Here is a 19,854-nt window from a genome sequence, read left to right on the forward strand (position 1 = left end):
GCGCGCAAGCGAAGCCGGCAGTCGGTGGCGACGAGGCTATCGCCTGCGTGTGACAACACCCGGCCGTCAGTGAGCCGGTCTTCCCGGGACATTCGGTTTCAGTCTGCCGCTCGGCCGCCGCCGGCGTACGCGCGAGTCACGTCGACGAGCGCCTTCCGGAACTCGGACTCGTTCGGCTCGGGCGACAGCGAGGCGAAGTGGCGCTTGAACTCCGTGAGGTCGACCGATTCGGCGTCCTGGGCCGCGGCGTGGGCGAGGTCGTACAGCCGGTGGTCCGGTTCGACCAGGTCGTGGCGCTCACACAGCGCAAGGGCGAACGCCGCATTGACGGCCGTGATATCCGGGTCTGCAGCCGGCGTCAGCCGTGCGGCCGGTTCGCTGGGGTGGCGCACTCGGGTCGGTGACGTCGAGCGGTCCCAGGTCGGTGGGTCGCCGGGGCGGTCCGCGACGGCGGCCGCGAGGCTGGCTTCCAGAAACGGCACCAGTTTGTCGCCGGGCACCACCGGCATCCAGATGTCGTCGGCGTAGACGTCTTTCATGTGGTTGGCGATCTGGTAACAGTGCGTGAGCTTTCGCTGTTCCACCGAGCGCCCCGCCAGCGCGAGGTAGATGGCCTCCCGCGTCGACTGGGTGTGTGACGGATGCTCCCGTTCGTGATGGTGCATGTGCGCGTATTCGTGTAACGCCAGTTCGCGGGCCATCGCGCTCGTCGCGGCCTGGCGGGAGATTGTCAGCCGGTGGGCATCGTCGCTGTGGCTGACGCGGGTGCGCTCGTCGGGGTCCTCCCGGATCCGGACAGTCACTGGTCGGTTCAGGTCGTGTTCCGTCGAGAAGAGGTCCCGCGCCCCGAGAAACGGTTCGGCCGGCCCACCCTGCACGTGCACGTCCATGTGTCACCTTCTCATGGGTCGCAGAGCTATTAATCCACGGGTGGGGGCAGCGTTCGCACAGAGCGGGTGCTCAGGACTCAATCGCCGCGAAACCGCGCTCCAGGTCGGCCCGGAGGTCCTCGACGGCTTCGATACCCACCGAAAGGCGGATAAGCGTGTCAGAGATGCCGAGTTCGTCCCGCGCAGCCGGTGAGAGGGGTTCGTGTGTCATCGCCGCCGGGAGCTCCGCCAGGCTCTCGACGCCGCCGAGGCTGACTGCCAGCGTCACCGTCTCTAACGCTTCGAGGAAGCGCTTGGCGTCGGCCATGTCTCCGGCCAGTTCGAACGAGAGCACGCCGCCAAAGCCCTGCATCTGCTCGCGAGCCAGGTCGTGCTGTGGGTGGCTCTCTAACCCTGGGTAGTGGACCGTTTCGACGCGCTCGTGGTCGTCGAGGTACTGCGCGAGGGCCATGGCGTTGTTCTCGTGGCGAGTCATCCGGACACCCAGCGTCTTGATGCCCCGCGAGATGAGATAGCTGTCGAACGGGGCGAGCATGTTCCCGAGCGCGATTTGCTGGCGGAACTCCACCCGCTCGGCCACCTCGGGGTCGTTAGTAATCAGTGCGCCGCCGACGGCATCGCTGTGGCCGTTGAGGTACTTCGTCGTGCTGTGGACCACGAGGTCCGCGCCGAGGGCCAGCGGCTGCTGGAAGTACGGACTCGCGAAGGTGTTGTCGACCCCGACCGTCGCGCCGTAGTCGGCAGCGACGGCCGCAATCGCGTCGATGTCACAGAGTTTTATCAACGGATTTGTCGGGGTCTCGACCCAGACTAACTCCGTTGCCGGCGTCATCGCGGCCGCGACAGCGTCGGCGTCAGTCGCGTCGACGAACTCCACGTCGACGCCAAGCTGGTCCCGGAACAGCGTTTCGAACATCCGTCGCGTGCCCGCGTACAGGTCGTCGAACGCAACGACGTGGTCGCCCGGTTCGACCAGTGAGAGCACCGCTGTTGCAACGGCCGCTGTCCCCGAACTGAAGGCATAGGCTCGCTCTCCGTCCTCTAGCGCGGCTAACTCTTGTTCGAGGCCGTGTCGTGTCGGGTTCGACAGCCGCGAGTAGAGGAACTCGCCTTCACCGGGGTCGACGTCCTCCAGAGAGAGGTCCGTGTCGAGCCCGGCCAGTTCGTAGGTCGACGAGAGGTGTATCGGGAGCGTGACATCCCCTGCTGCTGACGCCGTCTCGGTATCGACTGCAATCGTGTCGAGGTGTGGACGCCGAGTCATACGCTTCCGTCTGCTGGCTGGCGCTAATACCTTTGCAATCATTACTCATCCGACTGCAAATAATTATAATCGCTGGGTATACTCCCGTGACTATACTGTCGGTTGTTCTCCCGTGAGGGGTTGCCCCACAGGTAGCGACTATCTGCACGAAGACACAGCCAGCAGTGCACCGACCGTTCGGAATGCCAGACCATGACACGCGAACGGCCGGATTTCGAGCGGTCACGGCCGTAGTGAAACACTATCCTTTTGACCCTGCTGTTGATAGAAAGCTGTATAATGGGCCGACGTAAGAAAATCGTCCAAGAATGTGAGACACTGATGGACGATCCGGAGCACATCCGGAACATCGCCATCGCTGCTCACGTCGATCACGGAAAGACGACGCTGACAGACAATCTGCTGGCCGGTGCCGGCATGATTTCCGACGACACCGCCGGCGAACAGCTGGCGATGGACACTGAGGAAGACGAACAGGAACGTGGGATCACCATCGACGCGGCTAACGTTTCGATGACCCACGAATACGAGGACCAGAACCACCTCATCAACCTTATCGACACCCCTGGCCACGTCGACTTCGGTGGCGACGTGACCCGTGCGATGCGTGCCGTCGACGGCGCGCTGGTGGTCGTCGACGCCGTCGAGGGCGCGATGCCCCAGACCGAGACGGTGCTCCGGCAGGCGCTCCGCGAGGGCGTCAAGCCGACGCTGTTCATCAACAAGGTCGACCGCCTCATCTCCGAGCTTCAGGAAGGACCCGAGGAGATGCAGGAGCGCCTGCTCGCGGTCATTCAGGACGTCAACGACCTCATCCGCGGCATGACCGAGGAGATGGACGACATCGAGGACTGGACGGTTTCCGTCGAGGAAGGAACCGTCGGCTTCGGCTCCGCGCTGTACAAGTGGGGCGTCTCGATGCCGTCGATGCAGCGGACCGGCATGGACTTCGGCGAAATCATGGAGCTCGAGCGCAACGACAACCGCCAAGAACTCCACGAGCGCACGCCGCTGTCCGACGTGGTGCTCGACATGGTGTGTGAGCACTTCCCGAACCCTGTCGACGCCCAGCCGATGCGAGTTCCGCGTATCTGGCGTGGCGACGCCGAATCCCAGCTCGCCGAGGACATGGCGATGGTCAACGAGGACGGCGAAGTCGTCCTGATGGTCACCGACATCGGTGTCGACCCCCACGCTGGCGAAATCGCCGCCGGTCGTGTCTTCTCCGGCACGCTGGAGAAGGGGCAGGAGCTGTACGTCTCCGGAACTGCGGGCAAGAACCGCATCCAGAGCGTCGGTATCTACATGGGTGGCGAGCGCGAGGAAGTCGAGCACGTTCCCGCCGGGAACATCGCCGCCGTCACGGGCCTCAAGGACGCCATCGCTGGCTCCACCGTCTCCAGCGAGGAGATGACGCCATTCGAGTCCATCGAGCACATCTCGGAGCCGGTCATCACGAAGTCCGTCGAGGCACAGAACATGGACGACCTGCCGAAGCTCATCGAGACGCTCCAGCAGGTCGCCAAGGAAGACCCGACCATCCAGGTCGAAATTAACGAGGACACCGGCGAGCACCTCATCTCCGGGCAGGGTGAACTCCACCTGGAAGTCATCGGCCAGCGTATCGAGCGCAACCAGGGCATCCCGATCAACACCGGTGAGCCGATTGTTGTCTACCGCGAGGCCCCGCAGAACGAGAGCCGCGAAGTCGAAGGTCGGTCGCCGAACAACCACAACCGCTTCTACATCAGCATCGAGCCGCTCGGCGAGGACATCGTCGAGACCATCAAGATGGGCGAGGCGTCGATGGACATGCCAGAACTGGAGCGCCGTGAAGCGCTGCAGGAAGCCGGCATGGACAAGGACGACTCCCAGAACATCGAGCACATCCACGGGACCAACATCCTGCTCGACGAGACGAAGGGTATCCAGCACCTCAACGAGACGATGGAACTCGTCATCGAAGGCCTCGAAGAAGCCCTCGACGACGGCCCGCTCGCGTCCGAGCCGGTCCAGGGGTCGCTCATCCGTCTCCACGACGCCCGCCTCCACGAGGACGCCATCCACCGCGGCCCGGCCCAGGTCATCCCGGCCGTCCGCGAGGCTGTCCACAACGCGCTCATCGACGCCAGCATCAAGCTGCTGGAGCCGATTCAGCAGGTCCGCATCGACGTGCCCAACGACCACATGGGCGCTGCGAGCGGCGAGATTCAGGGCCGCCGTGGCCGCGTCGACGATATGTACCAGGAAGGCGACCTGATGGTCGTCGAAGGCGTCGCCCCGGTCGACGAGATGATCGGCTTCTCCTCAGACATCCGCTCGGCCACTGAGGGCCGTGCCTCCTGGAACACCGAGAACGCCGGCTTCCAGGTCCTTGCCGACAACCTCCAGCCCGACAAGATCAGCGAGATCCGCGAGCGCAAGGGCATGAAGCAGGAACTGAACCCGGCTATCGACTACTTCTAAGTACCTTTTTACTTCGTCGGGTTTCCTCGCGCCGCCGATGGCGGCGCTGCGGGAACCACTCCTCGTAAAAATCTACGCTAAAAACGACCTCCAAGTCGCGCTCTGTGAGCGCGCTCGGAGTGAAACCGCGCGCCGCCGGCGCGCGGTATGCTGTCTGCCCGCTTTCTCTTGTCTCTGCCCCGCTACAGGACTGCTCTCATTCTCCCGCTTGTTCCCGCAACCGGTCGATTCGGTTCCCCAGCGGTGGCGATTTCGAGAACGGGTTCGCGAGTCGTCGTCTCGACGGCTCCATTTCGTGGACGGTAGCGTACCGTTCGAGGGCGTCGGCAACGGCATCGGGGCCGACGCGGTCGGCCGCGTAGTCGTCGGCTGCCCGGACACCGCGGCGGGTGACCCACAGGCTGGCGACGATGAGTCCGAGACTTGCGCCGGCAAGCGGCCACAGCGGGCCGACGTCGGCCAGTGCCACGAACAGCGGAACTACTGCGACAAGCAGGCCGCCGACGACCCGGGCAAGGACTCGGGCGTTCTGGCGGCCGGCCTGGATTGCGAGCAGGGCCGTCGCCGTCTCGTCGTCGAACACGTCGAGGAACGTGCTCGTCAGGAACAGGCGGCGATACCCGGGGAAGCCGCGCACGGTCACGTTCGCGGTTCTCTCCTGTTCGGTGTCGAACACCCGGACGTCTCGGACAGTCAGTCCCGCACGCTCTTTGAGTCGCTCCAGCGTCTCCGCTGTCGGTTCGTCCGGTCTATCGACCGACCGGATTAGCGGGATGAACCACGGGGAGACAGCCTGTACGGTGACAGCGAAAACGGTAACGAGAGCCAGCAGTCCGGGGGGCGACAGCCCGGTTTCGAGCGGTACCACGACGACAGTCACCAACGCAGTGATTCCGAGGACGTACCGTCCCATCCGGACCACCGCCCGACCGGTCGAGAGTTCGATGTCACGAACGCTGCGGATACCCGGGACAGTCGGCGCGTAGGCGGCCAGTCCGACGGTGCCGGCGGCGAGCAGCTCGGCGAACGTCGCTACCACTGCTCCGACCACTCCGGTCTGCCCGCCGGCGATCAAGTGGCCGAGTCCGAGCAACAGAAAGACGACGTACGACAGCAGCGTGAATGGGAGTATGATGCCGAGGAACAACTGCCGGTATCTGGCGACGGGGTTCGAGAGTCGTCGTACGACCGCGCTTCCGAGCGCGCCGATGCCCGCTCCGACGACGGCGAGGACACCGACGAGGAACGCCGCCGTACCTATCGCTATCGGGGCTGACTGGAGGGCGTGCACATACGACACGCTTCACCGGTAGGAAAAAAACGTAGCGTTCCCTGCCCGCGACTGTCACGACGGCGGAGCCCCACGCTTAGGTCACCCGGAACCGAACGGCAGGGTATGAGTGACCGCCTTCACCAGATTGTGGACCTTCTCGTCGCTGCTGTCATCGCCGGCACGTCGACGTTCATCTGGAATCTCGTCCTGCCGACGGGGCTGGCGCTGACGCTTGCGGGGATGTTCGCGGCGATGTACTACTTTTCACGCAATCCCTGGGGGTCGCCTCGCGGCGAGGCGTACAACGAGTGGATCGACGACCTGTACGACCGCTTTCTGCCCTGAGACCAAACGAACGGTTTCTTATACGTGCCCCTGCTGAGTCATCCACAATGAGCCGAGATACCCAGGAGGTGAGCGGGCGATGAGCGACTCGACCGACGAGGTACGGTCCTACACAGTTCGGCTGGAGCTGGTCGACGAACCGGGCGAACTGCTGCGGGCGCTCGAGCCCATCGCCACGAACGGCGGGAACCTCCTCTCTATCTTCCACGAGCGGGGGAACGTGACCCCGCGGGGCCACATCCCCGTGGAGGTCGACCTGGAGGCGACCCCCGAGCGGTTCGACGGAATCGTCGACGCACTTCGGGACGCGGGCATCAACGTCATCCAGGCCGGGGCCGAGCAGTACAGCGAGGCGTTGACGATCATCCTCACCGGCCATCTCGTCAACACAGACCTCTCTGACACGCTCTCGCGGATTCACGAGTCCACGGACGCGACCGTGACCGACCTCTCGCTGTCGGCACCGGAGGGGACCGACGACGCCTCCAGCGCGCGCATCCGACTGGCGACCGAGGAAGGGGCAGTCGACGAGACGATGACTTCGATTCGTGCTGTCGCCGACGAGAAGGGGCTCCACGTCATCGAACCGCTCGCTGCGGGAGGTGAGGCATGAGGCTCGCCGTCATCGGAGCCGGTGCAGTCGGCTCCAGCGTCGTCGAATTAGCGAGCGACCACGGCCATTCGGTCACCGCGTTCGCTGACTCCAGTAGTGCCGTCATCGACAGCGCCGGCATTGACACTGCCGAGGTGCTCGACCGGAAGCGAACCGACGGCGTTGTCGGCAGTGCCGCACCCGAAGACGCGCTTTCGGCCGAGTACGACGTACTCGTCGAGGCGACGCCGACGACGCTCGGCGACGCCGAACCGGGGTTCAGCCACGTTCAGGCCGCACTCGAACGGGACCGCCACGCCGTGCTGGCGAACAAAGGCCCGGTCGCAGAGCGGTACGCCGACGTTCGCGCGCTGGAACGCGAAAGCGAGGGGAGCGTGCTGTTCGAGGCAACCGTCGGCGGCGCGATGCCGGTCCTCTCGACCATCGACGACTTCGACCCGAGCCACATTACCGCCGTCCGCGGGGTGCTCAACGGGACGGCGAACTTCATCCTCTCCCGGATGGCGACCGAGGGTCTCGATTACGAGCACGTCCTCGCGGAGGCGCAGGACCTCGGCGTTGCCGAGGCTGACCCGACCTTCGACGTCGACGGCACCGACGCGGCGCTGAAAGGCGTCATCGTCGCGAACGTCCTGGCCGATGACGAGACGGAATACACGCTCGATGACGCCGAAGTCGAGGGCATTCAGGATATCTCCGGCAGTGCGCTCGAACTCGCACGGGCTGACGGCCGGACCGTTCGGCTCATCGCCGAGGTCGTCGAGGGCTCCGTCCGCGTCGGCCCGCGGCTCGTTCCGGACAACGCGCCGCTTGCCGTCTCCGGGACCCGGAACATCGCGCAGCTAGAGACCGAACACGCCGGCCAGCTCAACATCTCCGGGCGCGGTGCCGGCGGCCCGGAAACCGCGAGCGCGGTGCTTGCCGATATCGGCCGACTGTAACGAGATAGCGGGATTTCCGACGCGCCTGTATCGTTCTCTTATTCACTGTGCTTCCCTCAGTTGGCAGTCCCGTTTGTCACTCCGAAGGACACAAACCCGGCCGTGACTGCCGGTATCGGTCGTTCTCCCTGACCAAGCTATTGGGTGCCACACTACCATGCCATGTCGTGCCGAATCGCAAGAAAGCGACGGGCTGACGCTTACACGCTTTCGAAATCGTTTTATGAACCACCAGCTAATAAACCCGATACAGCGCCTCTGCGCGTGAGAGATAACAATGAGCGACGAACAACACCAGAACCTGGCCATTATCGGCCACGTCGACCACGGGAAGAGCACGCTCGTCGGCCGACTCCTGTACGAGACAGGATCGGTACCGGAGCACGTCATCGAACAGCACAAAGAAGAAGCCGAGGAGAAGGGCAAGGGCGGCTTCGAGTTCGCCTACGTCATGGACAACCTCGCCGAAGAGCGTGAGCGCGGTGTCACCATCGACATCGCCCACCAGGAGTTCAGCACCGACGCCTACGATTTCACCATCGTGGACTGTCCTGGTCACCGCGACTTCGTGAAGAACATGATTACCGGCGCGTCCCAGGCCGACAACGCCGTCCTGGTCGTCGCCGCGGACGACGGCGTTCAGCCGCAGACTCAGGAGCACGTGTTCCTGGCCCGCACCCTGGGCATCGGCGAGCTCGTCGTCGGTGTCAACAAGATGGACCTCGTCGACTACGGCGAGTCCGAGTACAAGCAGGTCGTCGAAGAGGTCAAGGACCTCCTCACACAGGTCCGCTTCGACCCTGACAACGCCAAGTTCATCCCGCTCTCGGCGTTCGAAGGCGACAATGTCGCCGAGGAGTCCGAGAACACGGACTGGTACGACGGCGAAATCCTGCTGGAAGCACTCAACAACCTGCCGGCTCCGGAGCCGCCGACGGACGCGCCGCTCCGACTGCCGATTCAGGACGTCTACACCATCTCCGGTATCGGTACGGTCCCGGTCGGCCGTGTCGAGACGGGTATCCTGAACACGGGCGACAACGTCAGCTTCCAGCCGTCTGACGTCTCCGGTGAAGTGAAGACCGTCGAGATGCACCACGAGGAAGTCCCGAAGGCCGAGCCCGGTGACAACGTCGGCTTCAACGTCCGCGGCGTCGGCAAGGACGACATCCGACGCGGTGACGTCTGCGGTCCGGCCGACGACCCGCCGTCGGTCGCCGAGACCTTCCAGGCCCAGATCGTCGTGATGCAGCACCCGTCCGTCATCACGGAAGGGTACACGCCGGTCTTCCACGCCCACACGGCACAGGTCGCCTGTACTGTCGAGTCCATCGACAAGAAGATCGACCCGTCCTCCGGTGAGGTCGCCGAGGAGAACCCCGACTTCATCCAGAACGGGGACGCCGCCGTCGTGACGGTCCGCCCACAGAAGCCGCTCAGCATCGAGCCGTCCTCCGAGATTCCGGAGCTCGGTTCGTTCGCTATCCGCGACATGGGTCAGACCATCGCCGCCGGCAAAGTCCTCAGCGTCAACGAGCGATAACGTATGTCCCAGCAGGCACGCGTTCGGCTCGCGGGCACAAGCCCCGAGGACCTCGACGACATCTGCGCCGACGTGCGGGAGATCGCGAACAAGACCGGCGTCGAACTCTCCGGTCCGGTTCCGCTCCCCACCAAGACGCTGGAGGTTCCCACCCGCAAGTCCCCCGACGGTGAGGGGACCGCGACGTGGGAACACTGGGAGATGCGCGTCCACAAGCGGCTCATCGATATCGACGCCGACGAACGGGCACTGCGCCAGCTGATGCGCATCCAGGTTCCCAACGACGTCTCCATCGAGATCGTCCTCGAGGACTGAGCCTCGGGACCTGTCGCTTCGCGACAGCGTCGTTGTGTAGCCCGACCGAACCGCTGGCCGGGACAGTGTGAATCGCTATCGAAGGCCGCTCTCACGCGCAGGGTTTTTATAACTCCGCGTTCGAGTGGCAGACCACGCGGGCTCGTAGATCAGTGGCAGATCGCTTCCTTCGCAAGGAAGAGGCCCCGGGTTCAAATCCCGGCGAGTCCATGGCGTTACTTCGTTCTGGCGAACTATCCGGAAAAGCGTCAGCTACGCCCTTCTAACTGAATCTTACTCGCAGATCCATCTGCGTATAAACTCGAAATCAAATCGAACCACGAACAGTTACGAATCATCTGGGGTGCAGTCTTGCGATTTTGCGAAGGATTTGGCCGCTTCCCGAGCGGGGGTGGTTTCTCTTGAGTAACCGACTTGTCGAGAACGCAACTATCGAGAAGTCGAACTGCCAGCACTGCGGGGCACACGTTTCGCGTGACTTCCGGCGCACCTTCGGCGACGGCGATGATATCGCCCACCGCTGTCCAGCCTGTGACTGTATGCCCCGTATCTCGCGGGGTACTGCAGCTGGGAAGGAACTCGACTACCCCGATCCGGAAGACCAGCCACAGCGGAATCAGGGCGGTCGAGTGGAAGCACGGACTGACGGAGGTGAGAGTCTGTGAGTCCACAGTCGTCGCTTTTCGATTACGAACCAGACCTGTCGTCACTGACTGACGCCGAGCGAGAGGTGTACGAGGCTGTGGGCATGGGCCAGTATGGGCCACGGGAGTACGCCCGCAAGACTGGCCGTTCACCCGGTACTGTTGGCAACCTCCTTGGTCGTGCTCGCGAGAAACTGGAGGTGGTTCCGGCGTGACTGGGTTCGTTCGTGCTTCGGAATTATATGACGTAGAAGCAGGCGAACCCCTTCAGTTCGACTGGACAAACTTCCAACCTCTCGCAAAGAGTCAAGCCGAGGTCGAGCGGGCGGTGGCCGCCGTCGAAACTGACGGGGGGCGATGCGAACGATAGGGCTGGCCCCTCACGAACTCCACGCCAATCTCCTGTTCAATAGCGACGGCCTTGCGCCGTTTTTCGCACTGGACAGTGAGGTCAAGGCTGGTGAGGGGTCAAAGAGCGGCGAGTTCCTGCAGGACGGCGAGCGGTGGGTCGTTCGCCTCTCCTACCAGGACAGCAATATCGTTCACCCCGGCGAGCGGACGCCACAGGGCACGGACTGGCAGCTGCAGAATATGCGCGAGTACCGGCTGAAGGTCGCCCGTCATCCCGAAGAGGATTCGGTCGGTCAGCAGGATTTCGTAGCCCATGTTGCCCCACGCTGGCCCGGAATGCAGGGCGAGCGTGACGACGGCAGCCGTATCGAGATTCCCGTTCCGGACGGCTTCGGCGAAGGTGTGAACGTCCGCGTGAAGGGTTCGAATATCGAGTTTCGCCGATATCCCGAACTACTGCAGCGGGCAGCCATCGAGATCGGTGTCACCGGTCGGTACTTCGAGGAGCCACATTCCTACAGCAACGTTCAGGACGCCGAGAAGTATGCCCGGGTTCATCGCGACGCCAGTGGACCGGTCCATGCTCGCGATGGGCCGATTGCGGCGATGGGTCACCTCCTGGAGTCAGATCGTCGTGGCTATCGGAAGATCGTCCAGAACGATGACGACGAGCGCGGGCGGAACCTGCCAGGATACTACCACACGGCCACACTCGGCCCGAAGCGGATTCGAGAGGCGTTCCCCGACCACCACCTCCCCAAGGAGGTGAAGCACTACTACGCCCGCGAGGCGCTGTCTGTGCCCGACGACCATCCGCTATCCCACCCGAAAGTCGGCTCGTCTCTGCAGGCCTCGCTGCTGGATGATGACGAAACTGTCCGGTGGCGCGACTTGGAGACGCTGGAACGGGAGTTAGACCAGACTGTGCTGTCGGTACTGGCCGATGCGGGTATCGACATCGCACCATCTGGTTCCGGCCCATTTGTCGAAGATTCGTACTTCGAGCCGGAGGTAGACCACTCCGGCCCCGAACCGGTGGGCTTGGATCTGACGCGAGTCGAGCAGAAGCAGGAGAGTGTCGTCGTGCGCCATCTCTCAGACGGGCTCTCGCCGGTGCAGTGGGAAGCACTGGAGATGTTGGTGGCAGACGGCGGGCAGGTTGCTCCGGCGGATATAGCCGACGAGTACAGCCGTCATGTCGAGAGTGTCCGTCGAGCGCTTCGAGAGATGGAAGACTTGGTGATATCGGACTATGCCGACGTGTCGCTCCGGTCGGAGTACGTCGCAGAGATGGTTCACGCCGCCGTCGACGAGGCGCGTGAAGCCACTCGCCGTGCTGTCGATACCGCGGCGAAGGCCGCGGAAGCAGCCGAACGTGGGCTGGAGAATACGATGAGCGCGTTCATCGCATGGGCAGCCCGCCATGGTATCGATGTAAAGGACGCCCGAGAGGCACAGATGACCCTGCGGTTCGGAGAGATCGAGAAGCACGGGAAAGCGATTCGTGAAGGCTTCCGGGTGTGGAAAGACGCGGGAATGCCCGAAGAGCGCTACCGGCAGGCCCAGGTCCAGCTCGCGGACGGCTCGCGAGGGACGGCCTGGCGCTGGCTCGCCACCGGGTAGCGGCCCGCCTGCTGAGAGGCATCACTGTCCAGCACCCCGAAAACACCGCTTGTTTTGCCGATTTTCTCCCAGACCGGCATGGCCGCCGGCGTGATCGAGGCTTGACCGAGCCCATAGCTCGGCCGTCGCCCGAACGGAATCAAACCCGGGGGGTTGTGATTCCGTTTAGAGGTGTGGCTAAGGCCACATCATCAAAATACACCGCACGGCCCGCATTAGCTAACCGTCGAAATAGTGTTGTAGCCATCACGATGAGCGTAGTTTTCATCTAACGAGTCTTCGGGCCAGTAGATTCATCCGACGTTGACTGGCCGTACAGTCCTTGAAATATCTCTCTGATCCAAATGCATTTCCTGCATGCCATGCAGGAGAGGCTTTTTATGCATTTAGGCGCATGGCCTAGATGCATGAGTCAATCAGAGAAACAGACTCCTGAAAAAACCGATGTACCGCTCAATAGCTTCGCACTGATGATGTTTGATGACGAGGAAATTCTGTTCCAATATGAAAAGCCAGTTGACTGGAAAGATCCAGAATGGATCGAAAAAGGTCGATTCAAGCACGACGAGGTGCCACTACTCAATCTTGAGCAGGTCCGACTAAGCAGAGAAACGAATAAAAACGGGTTGGAGAGCGTCACCCTGTATGCAGCAGACCTGTCTTCTGGCGACTCCGATCCCGGTACTCCCAGCACACCATCCTCCGGAGATTCGACAGATGTGACCTCTTCGAAGAACAACAGTAGCACATCCTTACACTCCGGTTACACTATCCGATTCGGTGATGCTCAAGAAATTCCGGAAGGGGGTGCCCACAGCCAGCAGCAGCAGAATATGTACGAAGCGGTTGTCTATTTAATCGATGAGCATGGTCTGCTCGAGGAGATAGACCTCCCGTACAGTCCAGGTTTCGCACGGAAAAATTGCAGTATCAATTCCATCCCTGAACAGCCTGATGGACGCGAGATGAGGGGGGAGAAAGAGCTGCCCACAGGTGATTATTTATTCACAGCCCTGAACAAGCGGGAAAAGATGGACCGCATTAAAGATCTCGCCTCACAGGTTGGCCTCAGAGTTGAATTCCTCGGAGAGTGGAACAAATAATACTGCATACTGATTTAGATACAACTCCTGATCTCTTGCCCTCTGATTAAATCATGTGTGGATTGAAATAGCGTATGCAATCTATCGCCTCAGAAAATCTGCTGTATCCCAATTTTAGCTTGGTGAGCATTTCGGTGGGCACCGCCTCCATGCCACTCTGTGCGGGGTAATCTTGATGAATGACGAATCTCCCAGTCAAGTACTTCTACACCCTTCCCACGAACCCGATAAACCCCGAACACGTACCATCCGTTCGCTGCCCGTAGCTTCTCGTGATACTGGTCGTAGAGCTTGAACGTCCCGGGCTGGCCGTCGGCATGGCGGTGCATAGCGGCCTTGATTTCGACCGGGGCTCCGTCTGGCCGCTTCGCGTCGTGCCAACTGCATCGATCTAGTTCGAGATTGTACCGGTCAGCGGCGTTGCGCTCGACGAGCGTCCCGTAGTGATTGGCTTTGTGGCTTCGACTCATTCGCGCACCTCGCGTGCGTCATATATAGATACTCCTCCGGGCTGTTCCCGGCCGTTGCCCATGGCTCGCGCGTGCTCGCACCGCGAGCGCACGCCATGGGCCAACAACAGGGCTACGCCGGGGGGTTGGTTGTTGTTGGGTTGGTCGAATCCTTCCGCTGTCATGCGGTTAGCTCCGTCACCTCACCAACTACATTTCGATGCTTGCCATCGTCCTGATACTCGTTCCAGCGCTGACGGACCCATTCGGCGCTGTACGGCACGAAATCGGCAATTTCGTGGTTTGGTCTGTCCGGTTCAGACTCCTTTGCCGTGATGACTGTGTAGATCGCGAGCTTCCGAGAGAGGTCTTCCGGGTCTACCTCGTCACCGTCATCCTCGCCGCTCGACCACGACCACGTAGTCGGTTCCTTGTCGTCATATCGCCAGTCCGTTTCGGGGATACCGGACACGGAGAAGATCGGGTTGACGCCCTTCCGGTTTCGCACGTCTTCGTAGAAGGTCGCTTCTTTCAGGCCCTCCTTGTGGACACAGACGCCGAGTTCCCGAACGAGCGGGTGGACGTCGCGGCCGTCGTGGCCGATGATGATGAGCGAACCGCCGTACTTCCGGATCTTGTACGTGAGCGGCCCGAGCTTGGTTTTTGTGTCGTAGCCGTCTTTCCCGCTTCCGCCCGCGTTGCTGCTGGCCTCGTCGAAGATGAACAGTTTCGGGACCTGCTCGTTGTGCATCGGGTCACCGTCCTGTTTCAGCCACTCATTCAGCTCACCGTAGTTCGCCAGCCAGCCGTCACGACGATCTCCGTCCGAGTCGGCCCACTCGTCGGTCTCTTCGAGCGTCCGGATGTTCGATGCAACCAGAGCTTCCGAGGGCTGCTGTTCCTTCCAGAGCTGTCCGAGTAGACAGGCGAAGTTCGACTTTCCTGTACCGGGTTCTGCCCATTCGTAGAACATTGGTGCGGGGCCGGTCATCTGGGCACGGAGCTGGTCGATAGCTTTGATTCCCGAGATATCGGCTCGCTGGCCGGCGTCCCCGGTGAAATGCTTCAGCGACTGCATATCACCGTTCGCCATGGCCCGCCGTGCTGTTTCAGTGCCTTCGATGCGGACGATCTCCCGAACGTGCGAGAGGTCCTTCGCCTGTCCCGGCATCTTCTCTGGCCGGTCACAGTGTCGCGGGTCGTAGTGGGTTTCGAGAATCGAGAGGTAGCGCGATAGTTTCTCATCACGAACGATTCCGGCGTGCTGGTGAACCTCGTCGGGATCACGCTGGCCGTAGCCGTCCTGATACTCGCGGAACTGTGCGGGCGTGTAGAGGTCGTTACCGTCGTCAGTCATCGTTTAGTCGTGGGTCCTGGGGTTGCTCGCTGGTCGGTTCGTCCTGCCCATAGCCCACAGCGGCGTCTGCTGTGGGATCGGGTGCGTCGGTGAGGTCGTGGATGGTGGGTGCGTCTTCTGGATTTTCGCCGTCTTCGATGAGATCACCGAAGGTCTCCTTGGCCGCTGTCTTCTGGATCATCTGGCCGCGCTCGTTGGCTTCGGCGTCGGCGGTGACGAGCTTCTTTTGCAACTCGACGGACCCACGGGACCACCGACCACGGATTGCGGCGAGTTCCTCAGCGCGGTCGATGAGCCAGCCATGGATGTCCTGCATCTGTTTCTTGCTGGTCATCAGCTGGGTGTCCTGACAGCCTTCCAGCCAGACGCCTTCAACACGGAGCTGGCCGATGTCTTCGAGATACTCGTACTCGCGGACGGCCCACGCACTGCCACCGTTGACGGGGTACGGATCGGGGCCGTCGATCTCTTTCTCGCGCCAGAGTTCCGGCGGGACATAGTACTTCTCGGTCGTGTCCTCGACGGCGTTGACGTGGTGAACTTCGACCCAGTTACGTCGACGGAGCCAGCGGGCGATCTTCGCACCGACAAGATAGCAGGGGATCGCCAGCACGAGCCAGCCGACGGCGATGGCGGGAATCCACGTCGGCAGGGTCGGCAGCTGCGGCTGGTAGTAGGCGAACAGCACGGCCGCACCGACGAGCATCCCGCCGATTAGTAGCTTGTACTCGGCAAGCAGGTAGACAAGCCGGTCGCGGTTGTTCTGGAAGGTCGGTGCGGGCTTCATGCTACCTCCGGACGGCCGTTCTCGCCGCGGATTACGTTGTAGCCAGCTACGATCATCCAGATGAACGCGACAGTTGCCCCGGCGAGCCACGCCTGCAATGACGAGAGCGCGCGGAGGATGTCGAGCCCGCCACCGGAGGGCTGCTGGACGATTTCGGCGTACAGTGGCGTGTTCGCCGTGGAAATGGCGACACCGACGTAGCCGTCCTTCTCGGTGACGGGAATCTCGATGGTGGCGGTGTCGTCCGAGCGCATGGCAACCGTGCGGACGGGGATCTTCCCGCCTTCCTGGAAGCGGCCGGCGTCGGAGATCGTCACGGTCTGGACTGCGCTTGACCGGAGGGTGATGCGAGCGATACCCTCTTCGGGTAGGTACTCCGAGCCGACGATCTCGGTCTGTCCGTCGATGCGCGTGGTATCAGTAGCGTTGGCTGTGGGCTGTGGGCCGGGTGTTTCGGCGGGGAGGTTGCCCGCGGACTGTGCGGCGGTCGGAGCGCTGACGCAGCCGAGGCTGACCACGAGCAGCGCGACGAAGAAAATGGAACGCATGGGTGGGTTAGTTCTGGAGAACGACGATAGTCAGTAGCGTGCCGATGACGGCCAATGCAACGACGGGCGGAACGCTGCCGCCACCGAGCAAGCCACCGCCGGCAGACTGCTTCAGCGCCTTTTCGCGGGCTTCGATTTGTGCACGCTTGTATGCCAGATCCTCGTACTGTTGCTTGAGTTCGGTGACGTTCGAGGTTTCGTAGGTGGTTTTCTGGATAGTGACGTTCTGGACGGTCTGGCCGTCCGTTGTGGTGATATCGTCCACCGTGAAGTTACTCTCCAGTTCCACGATGCGGTCACTGGTGACGACGTACTGCGTGCCACCAATCTGGTTCGGGTTGTACGTGTTGTTCGCCTCGAACTGTCCGCTGGCAGGGTTTTCTTGAGAGAACAGCACGCCTTCGTACTGCGTGCCGGATTCGGTGGTGATGTTGAAGCTCCCGATTTGGTCGAAGTTCTCCGGGGAGTTCTGTCCCATCAGGGTGAGTTGTGCGGCAGTCCAACCCTGGAAGTCGTCGCCGGCGGACTGCTGGTTTGCCAGTACGTAGGGATCGACGAGGTCGCTATTGTTGATTTCGCCGGCCTGATAGGCGCTGTAGGTATTCTCTGCCAGCGTGTCCATGTCGGATTGGACTTGGCTGTTCTGGCTCTGAATCTCGGAGTTCAGGGTGTTGAACTCCTGCCATTGGACGACTTTGAGGTTCTGATAGTTGTCGTTCGGGGCACGAATCATCAGCGATTCGAGGTGGACGCTGGATCGTCCAGAACCAGCAGACGATTCGACATTGTTCGGTGCTGTGTGGGCCGTCAGTGTTGGGTTGATGTTATCTCCGCTATCGTAACCAGCATCGACGAACACCTTTGGGGCCTGGTACGTGTGGCTACTGCCGTTCGTGAGGGTATAGCTCACCGAATTGAGGCCCTGATACTCAATCTGACCGCCGTCGCCGTACGGGTGGGTGTGGTACGTCCCCACGAACGTGTCCTGATTGCTGTCTAGAGTCGATGAAATGCTGCTTTCGTTGTTAGCGATACCATGGAGGTAGTCGTAGTTCTGTGCTAGCACCGCATACTCGTTCATTAGGTTGACCTGCTTTTTGGCGTAGTAGTCCGCTACGGCCTGTTTTGACGCAGTTTTCGCCGCGGACTTGCTACTGCCTTTGTTCAAGGACTTGATATAGGCGTTCTTGCCGATAATTCGGGCCTGAGTCTTTGTATCCGACAGATAATTCTCTAGCGTGGTCTGGTAGTTGTCAGCCTGTGCCTTGCTGTTCTGAGCAGACTGGTAGATGTCGAGTTTGGTCTGTGCGGCGTCCGTTCCCGTCGTGTTGACGGTTGTACTGCCGGGCTGTGCCGTACAGTCCAGATTCTCGACGCCGGAAACCATGTTACCGATTCGGTCGGACGTGTCGCAGGTCAAATCAGAGTCGCCGCCGGTCGTCCCGACGACGGTCCGAACGAGGTTCACACCGCCGAGAAGCCCGCTCTTGGAGTCGAACGTCGGTTCGCCACCGGAGTAGTCCGACACCGTGACGTTCACGGATTCATACGCGCCGTCGTTGAAGAACAGGAGTTGGTCTTCTTTGAGGTTCGCGGTGTTGTACGTCTCACGGGCTAAGACGGTCGTCCCAGTGGATGGGCCGCCCTGCGTGGTGTACTCGACGGTGAACTCCGAGCCACCGTCGAGATTGCTGGTATCAACAATCAGCGTCGTTGGGGAGCCGGTGTACTCGTAGGTGACTGGTCCGCTGTCGGTGGCTGTCTGTGCCAGTGCGGGACCGACGGCCCCGACAACGGCGGAACAGATGATGAGCGCGGCCAGCAGGACCGAGCGAGCACGGGTCACTGTTCGCACCCTCCGTTGGTTTCGACCTGCTCGACGCTGGCACGAACCTCCTGGTCGTCAGCGCCAGCTGCGGTGTCCTTCTGCTGTGCGTGGTGCGCGGCGATCACGCCGCCGGCGACGATGGCGGGACTGACGACGGGGAGCGGGGAGCCGATGACAGCCGCGGCGATTGTGGACCCAGAGACGCCGATGACGCCCATAAGCCCATAGCTGAGTATGCGGTCCATCGGATTCACCCCAGGTAGCTGATGACGTAGTAGCCGGCGGCCTCAACGCCAACGACGACAAGACCGATAGCGGCCGAACCGACCACGATATCCTGCGCGCCGAGGATGTTTAGCCCGGTGAACAGGACGATGACGAGTGTCCCGAGTGCGAGGTAGGTTTCGACAGTGGCCGAGCCCTTGGCGATATCCACGAGGTCGGTGTCGAGCTGGTAGTTCTTGTTACGACTCTCGTTGACGCGGTTGGTGGCGTAAGCCATCGCCAGAGCGGCGAGCGACAACAGAAACGCGAGGTCAACGCTCGTGCCCTGGACAGTGAATACAGAGGCTGCGAGGTCGTAGCCGAGTAGACTGATCGATGCGATACCGTTGGTGACGAACGCACTGGCGGTGAAAATCACACCGGCCAGGGCGTCTTCGATGTCTATCTTTCCGAACATGGGTTGCACCGGCCGTGAGTACGACCGTATTCCGGCCGTGCAGTCTGCTGGCTAGAAAGCACCGAATCGCGGTATTCCCGGGACTCAGTAAATTTTAGTATCGGGACTGCACCGCCGGTGGCATGGAGATGCGAAAACTCTCTCCGGCAGGCGGGTGCGTGACCGTCTCGATACCGATAGACGATCTCCGCGAGCGCGGTGTCGTCGACGAGGATGGCGAGTTGGTGGGCAACCACTGGGCGAAGGTCGAGAGTCTTGACCAGGACGACGAAGGCGACTACCGATTAGAGTTGGTCAGCCCATGATGCGAGCCCGACCCCACGGAGTTCGACTCAGATGTAACGCCAATCCTCGATGTATGCACCTGTGGGCTGTGGGCCGTGGGCTACGGTGCATAGAATCGGGCCAGTTGGGACAGGGGTTTGACCCGATCACGTCGACGGCCCGACCACCGTTTATCAAGAACCATCCGTTCGCTCACTCGCGAACAACGCGAATCAACCCCCCGTACATACACCAGTTTAAACCATGACCCGACGAACCAGCCTCAAGATCACTGACGAACGGCAGCGACTACTGGACAAGGCGAGTGCGATTGTCGCCAGCGACCCCCACGACGACCCACCGATGTCCGACGTACTCGATGCAGCACTGACCCACCTTGTCGAGAGCGAGGAGAACATCGACGACGCGCGTGGAGAGTTGGACCCCGAGACGATCCAGCGATTCAACACGAGCGTGATCGGGTTACGGTATCGGACGAATATCGAAAGCAGGTGGCGTTGATGTCTGCCCTTTTTCGATATTCTCTTGACCAAGGGGACGCCACATC

22 protein-coding genes and 1 tRNA gene are annotated in these 19,854 nt (G+C 61.7%); 13 read left to right on the forward strand and 10 right to left on the reverse strand.

Going from position 1 to position 19,854, the window contains the following annotated elements; translation table 11 throughout:
• Positions 1-98: 98 nt before the first annotated feature.
• Together Har1131_RS03585 and Har1131_RS03590 are read right to left on the reverse strand one after the other, a co-directional pair.
• A complete protein-coding gene (locus Har1131_RS03585; RefSeq protein WP_151145076.1) occupies positions 99-890 on the reverse strand; it encodes a DUF5781 family protein in 792 nt (263 codons plus the stop codon).
• A 70-nt stretch (positions 891-960) separates the two neighbouring features.
• Positions 961-2,154, reverse strand: a complete 1,194-nt coding sequence (locus Har1131_RS03590) for a PLP-dependent aspartate aminotransferase family protein (protein WP_050037154.1) — start codon at positions 2,152-2,154, stop codon at positions 961-963.
• A gap of 279 nt (positions 2,155-2,433) precedes the next feature.
• Here Har1131_RS03590 and Har1131_RS03595 point away from each other — a divergent pair, with 279 nt between their 5' ends.
• Positions 2,434-4,620 carry an elongation factor EF-2 gene (locus Har1131_RS03595; RefSeq protein ID WP_014041481.1) on the forward strand — a complete coding sequence of 729 codons (2,187 nt, stop codon included), beginning with the start codon at positions 2,434-2,436 and terminating at the stop codon, positions 4,618-4,620.
• 196 nt (positions 4,621-4,816) lie between these two features.
• Here Har1131_RS03595 and Har1131_RS03600 read toward each other — a convergent pair whose 3' ends face one another.
• The gene (locus Har1131_RS03600; protein ID WP_014041480.1) at positions 4,817-5,911 is read right to left on the reverse strand and encodes a peptidase; all 1,095 of its coding nucleotides are present in this window, start codon (positions 5,909-5,911) and stop codon (positions 4,817-4,819) included.
• A gap of 105 nt (positions 5,912-6,016) precedes the next feature.
• Between Har1131_RS03600 and Har1131_RS03605 the strand changes: the two genes are divergently transcribed.
• From Har1131_RS03605 to Har1131_RS03650, 10 genes are all read left to right on the forward strand, one after another.
• Positions 6,017-6,238: a hypothetical protein gene (locus tag Har1131_RS03605; protein ID WP_014041479.1), complete on the forward strand. Its 222-nt coding sequence runs from the start codon at positions 6,017-6,019 to the stop codon at positions 6,236-6,238.
• Between the two features lie 79 nt (positions 6,239-6,317).
• Positions 6,318-6,851: an amino acid-binding protein gene (locus tag Har1131_RS03610; RefSeq protein WP_008307542.1), complete on the forward strand. Its 534-nt coding sequence runs from the start codon at positions 6,318-6,320 to the stop codon at positions 6,849-6,851.
• The gene (locus Har1131_RS03615; protein ID WP_014041478.1) at positions 6,848-7,792 is read left to right on the forward strand and encodes a homoserine dehydrogenase; all 945 of its coding nucleotides are present in this window, start codon (positions 6,848-6,850) and stop codon (positions 7,790-7,792) included. Before Har1131_RS03610 ends, Har1131_RS03615 begins: the two co-directional genes overlap by 4 nt.
• Before the next feature lie 277 nt (positions 7,793-8,069).
• A complete protein-coding gene (gene tuf, locus Har1131_RS03620) occupies positions 8,070-9,335 on the forward strand; it encodes a translation elongation factor EF-1 subunit alpha (RefSeq protein ID WP_005537153.1) in 1,266 nt (421 codons plus the stop codon).
• A gap of 3 nt (positions 9,336-9,338) precedes the next feature.
• Entirely contained in the window at positions 9,339-9,650 is a 312-nt protein-coding gene (rpsJ, locus tag Har1131_RS03625) for a 30S ribosomal protein S10 (RefSeq protein ID WP_004515425.1), read from the forward strand.
• A gap of 138 nt (positions 9,651-9,788) precedes the next feature.
• Positions 9,789-9,860: transfer RNA gene (locus Har1131_RS03630), tRNA-Ala, on the forward strand.
• Positions 9,861-10,051: 191 nt separating this feature from the next.
• Positions 10,052-10,315: a hypothetical protein gene (locus Har1131_RS03635; RefSeq protein WP_004590698.1), complete on the forward strand. Its 264-nt coding sequence runs from the start codon at positions 10,052-10,054 to the stop codon at positions 10,313-10,315.
• Positions 10,312-10,509: a sigma factor-like helix-turn-helix DNA-binding protein gene (locus tag Har1131_RS03640; protein WP_151145079.1), complete on the forward strand. Its 198-nt coding sequence runs from the start codon at positions 10,312-10,314 to the stop codon at positions 10,507-10,509. The genes Har1131_RS03635 and Har1131_RS03640 overlap by 4 nt, the downstream gene beginning before the upstream one ends.
• A gap of 142 nt (positions 10,510-10,651) precedes the next feature.
• Positions 10,652-12,268: a MarR family transcriptional regulator gene (locus Har1131_RS03645; RefSeq protein ID WP_151145082.1), complete on the forward strand. Its 1,617-nt coding sequence runs from the start codon at positions 10,652-10,654 to the stop codon at positions 12,266-12,268.
• A 407-nt stretch (positions 12,269-12,675) separates the two neighbouring features.
• Entirely contained in the window at positions 12,676-13,371 is a 696-nt protein-coding gene (locus Har1131_RS03650) for a hypothetical protein (protein ID WP_151145085.1), read from the forward strand.
• Between the two features lie 89 nt (positions 13,372-13,460).
• Here Har1131_RS03650 and Har1131_RS03655 read toward each other — a convergent pair whose 3' ends face one another.
• The 7 genes from Har1131_RS03655 to Har1131_RS03685 all read right to left on the reverse strand — a co-directional run bounded on the left by Har1131_RS03655 (position 13,461) and on the right by Har1131_RS03685 (position 19,022).
• On the reverse strand, positions 13,461-13,841 hold the full coding sequence (locus Har1131_RS03655) for a hypothetical protein (RefSeq protein ID WP_151145088.1): 381 nt from the start codon (positions 13,839-13,841) through the stop codon (positions 13,461-13,463).
• Positions 13,842-14,001: 160 nt separating this feature from the next.
• On the reverse strand, positions 14,002-15,177 hold the full coding sequence (locus tag Har1131_RS03660; RefSeq protein WP_151145091.1) for a hypothetical protein: 1,176 nt from the start codon (positions 15,175-15,177) through the stop codon (positions 14,002-14,004).
• A complete protein-coding gene (locus Har1131_RS03665) occupies positions 15,170-15,964 on the reverse strand; it encodes a hypothetical protein (RefSeq protein WP_151145094.1) in 795 nt (264 codons plus the stop codon). The genes Har1131_RS03660 and Har1131_RS03665 overlap by 8 nt, the downstream gene beginning before the upstream one ends.
• Entirely contained in the window at positions 15,961-16,512 is a 552-nt protein-coding gene (locus Har1131_RS03670; protein WP_151145098.1) for a hypothetical protein, read from the reverse strand. The genes Har1131_RS03665 and Har1131_RS03670 overlap by 4 nt, the downstream gene beginning before the upstream one ends.
• Before the next feature lie 7 nt (positions 16,513-16,519).
• Complete coding sequence (locus Har1131_RS21620) at positions 16,520-18,358, reverse strand: hypothetical protein (protein ID WP_191907463.1); 1,839 nt, start codon at positions 18,356-18,358, stop codon at positions 16,520-16,522.
• Positions 18,355-18,585: a hypothetical protein gene (locus Har1131_RS03680; protein ID WP_151145101.1), complete on the reverse strand. Its 231-nt coding sequence runs from the start codon at positions 18,583-18,585 to the stop codon at positions 18,355-18,357. The genes Har1131_RS21620 and Har1131_RS03680 overlap by 4 nt, the downstream gene beginning before the upstream one ends.
• A 5-nt stretch (positions 18,586-18,590) precedes the next feature.
• Positions 18,591-19,022, reverse strand: coding sequence for a hypothetical protein (locus tag Har1131_RS03685; RefSeq protein ID WP_151145104.1), 432 nt, complete (start codon positions 19,020-19,022; stop codon positions 18,591-18,593).
• Positions 19,023-19,144: 122 nt separating this feature from the next.
• On the opposite strand from Har1131_RS03685, the gene Har1131_RS03690 reads away from it, so the two are divergent.
• Positions 19,145-19,327 carry a hypothetical protein gene (locus tag Har1131_RS03690; protein WP_005537171.1) on the forward strand — a complete coding sequence of 61 codons (183 nt, stop codon included), beginning with the start codon at positions 19,145-19,147 and terminating at the stop codon, positions 19,325-19,327.
• Between the two features lie 223 nt (positions 19,328-19,550).
• Positions 19,551-19,808, forward strand: a complete 258-nt coding sequence (locus Har1131_RS03695; RefSeq protein WP_151145106.1) for a hypothetical protein — start codon at positions 19,551-19,553, stop codon at positions 19,806-19,808.
• The last annotated feature ends 46 nt before the right edge of the window (positions 19,809-19,854 follow it).

Origin of the sequence: Haloarcula sp. CBA1131, from assembly GCF_008728975.1 — an archaeon.
In the GTDB taxonomy this organism is placed as follows: Archaea; Halobacteriota; Halobacteria; order Halobacteriales; family Haloarculaceae; genus Haloarcula; species Haloarcula hispanica.

Excerpts from the sequence above, each read along its gene's own strand:
- Har1131_RS03585 (WP_151145076.1), bottom strand. The coding sequence starts at position 890 with ATGGACGTGCACGTGCAGGGTGGGCCGGCCGAACCGTTTCTCGGGGCG.
- Har1131_RS03590 (WP_050037154.1), bottom strand. The coding sequence starts at position 2,154 with ATGACTCGGCGTCCACACCTCGACACGATTGCAGTCGATACCGAGACG.
- Har1131_RS03595 (WP_014041481.1), top strand. The coding sequence starts at position 2,434 with ATGGGCCGACGTAAGAAAATCGTCCAAGAATGTGAGACACTGATGGAC.
- Har1131_RS03605 (WP_014041479.1), top strand. The coding sequence starts at position 6,017 with ATGAGTGACCGCCTTCACCAGATTGTGGACCTTCTCGTCGCTGCTGTC.
- Har1131_RS03610 (WP_008307542.1), top strand. The coding sequence starts at position 6,318 with ATGAGCGACTCGACCGACGAGGTACGGTCCTACACAGTTCGGCTGGAG.
- Har1131_RS03615 (WP_014041478.1), top strand. The coding sequence starts at position 6,848 with ATGAGGCTCGCCGTCATCGGAGCCGGTGCAGTCGGCTCCAGCGTCGTC.
- tuf (WP_005537153.1), top strand. The coding sequence starts at position 8,070 with ATGAGCGACGAACAACACCAGAACCTGGCCATTATCGGCCACGTCGAC.
- rpsJ (WP_004515425.1), top strand. The coding sequence starts at position 9,339 with ATGTCCCAGCAGGCACGCGTTCGGCTCGCGGGCACAAGCCCCGAGGAC.
- Har1131_RS03645 (WP_151145082.1), top strand. The coding sequence starts at position 10,652 with ATGCGAACGATAGGGCTGGCCCCTCACGAACTCCACGCCAATCTCCTG.
- Har1131_RS03650 (WP_151145085.1), top strand. The coding sequence starts at position 12,676 with ATGAGTCAATCAGAGAAACAGACTCCTGAAAAAACCGATGTACCGCTC.
- Har1131_RS03655 (WP_151145088.1), bottom strand. The coding sequence starts at position 13,841 with ATGAGTCGAAGCCACAAAGCCAATCACTACGGGACGCTCGTCGAGCGC.
- Har1131_RS03660 (WP_151145091.1), bottom strand. The coding sequence starts at position 15,177 with ATGACTGACGACGGTAACGACCTCTACACGCCCGCACAGTTCCGCGAG.
- Har1131_RS03665 (WP_151145094.1), bottom strand. The coding sequence starts at position 15,964 with ATGAAGCCCGCACCGACCTTCCAGAACAACCGCGACCGGCTTGTCTAC.
- Har1131_RS03670 (WP_151145098.1), bottom strand. The coding sequence starts at position 16,512 with ATGCGTTCCATTTTCTTCGTCGCGCTGCTCGTGGTCAGCCTCGGCTGC.
- Har1131_RS03680 (WP_151145101.1), bottom strand. The coding sequence starts at position 18,585 with ATGGACCGCATACTCAGCTATGGGCTTATGGGCGTCATCGGCGTCTCT.
- Har1131_RS03685 (WP_151145104.1), bottom strand. The coding sequence starts at position 19,022 with ATGTTCGGAAAGATAGACATCGAAGACGCCCTGGCCGGTGTGATTTTC.
- Har1131_RS03690 (WP_005537171.1), top strand. The coding sequence starts at position 19,145 with ATGGAGATGCGAAAACTCTCTCCGGCAGGCGGGTGCGTGACCGTCTCG.
- Har1131_RS03695 (WP_151145106.1), top strand. The coding sequence starts at position 19,551 with ATGACCCGACGAACCAGCCTCAAGATCACTGACGAACGGCAGCGACTA.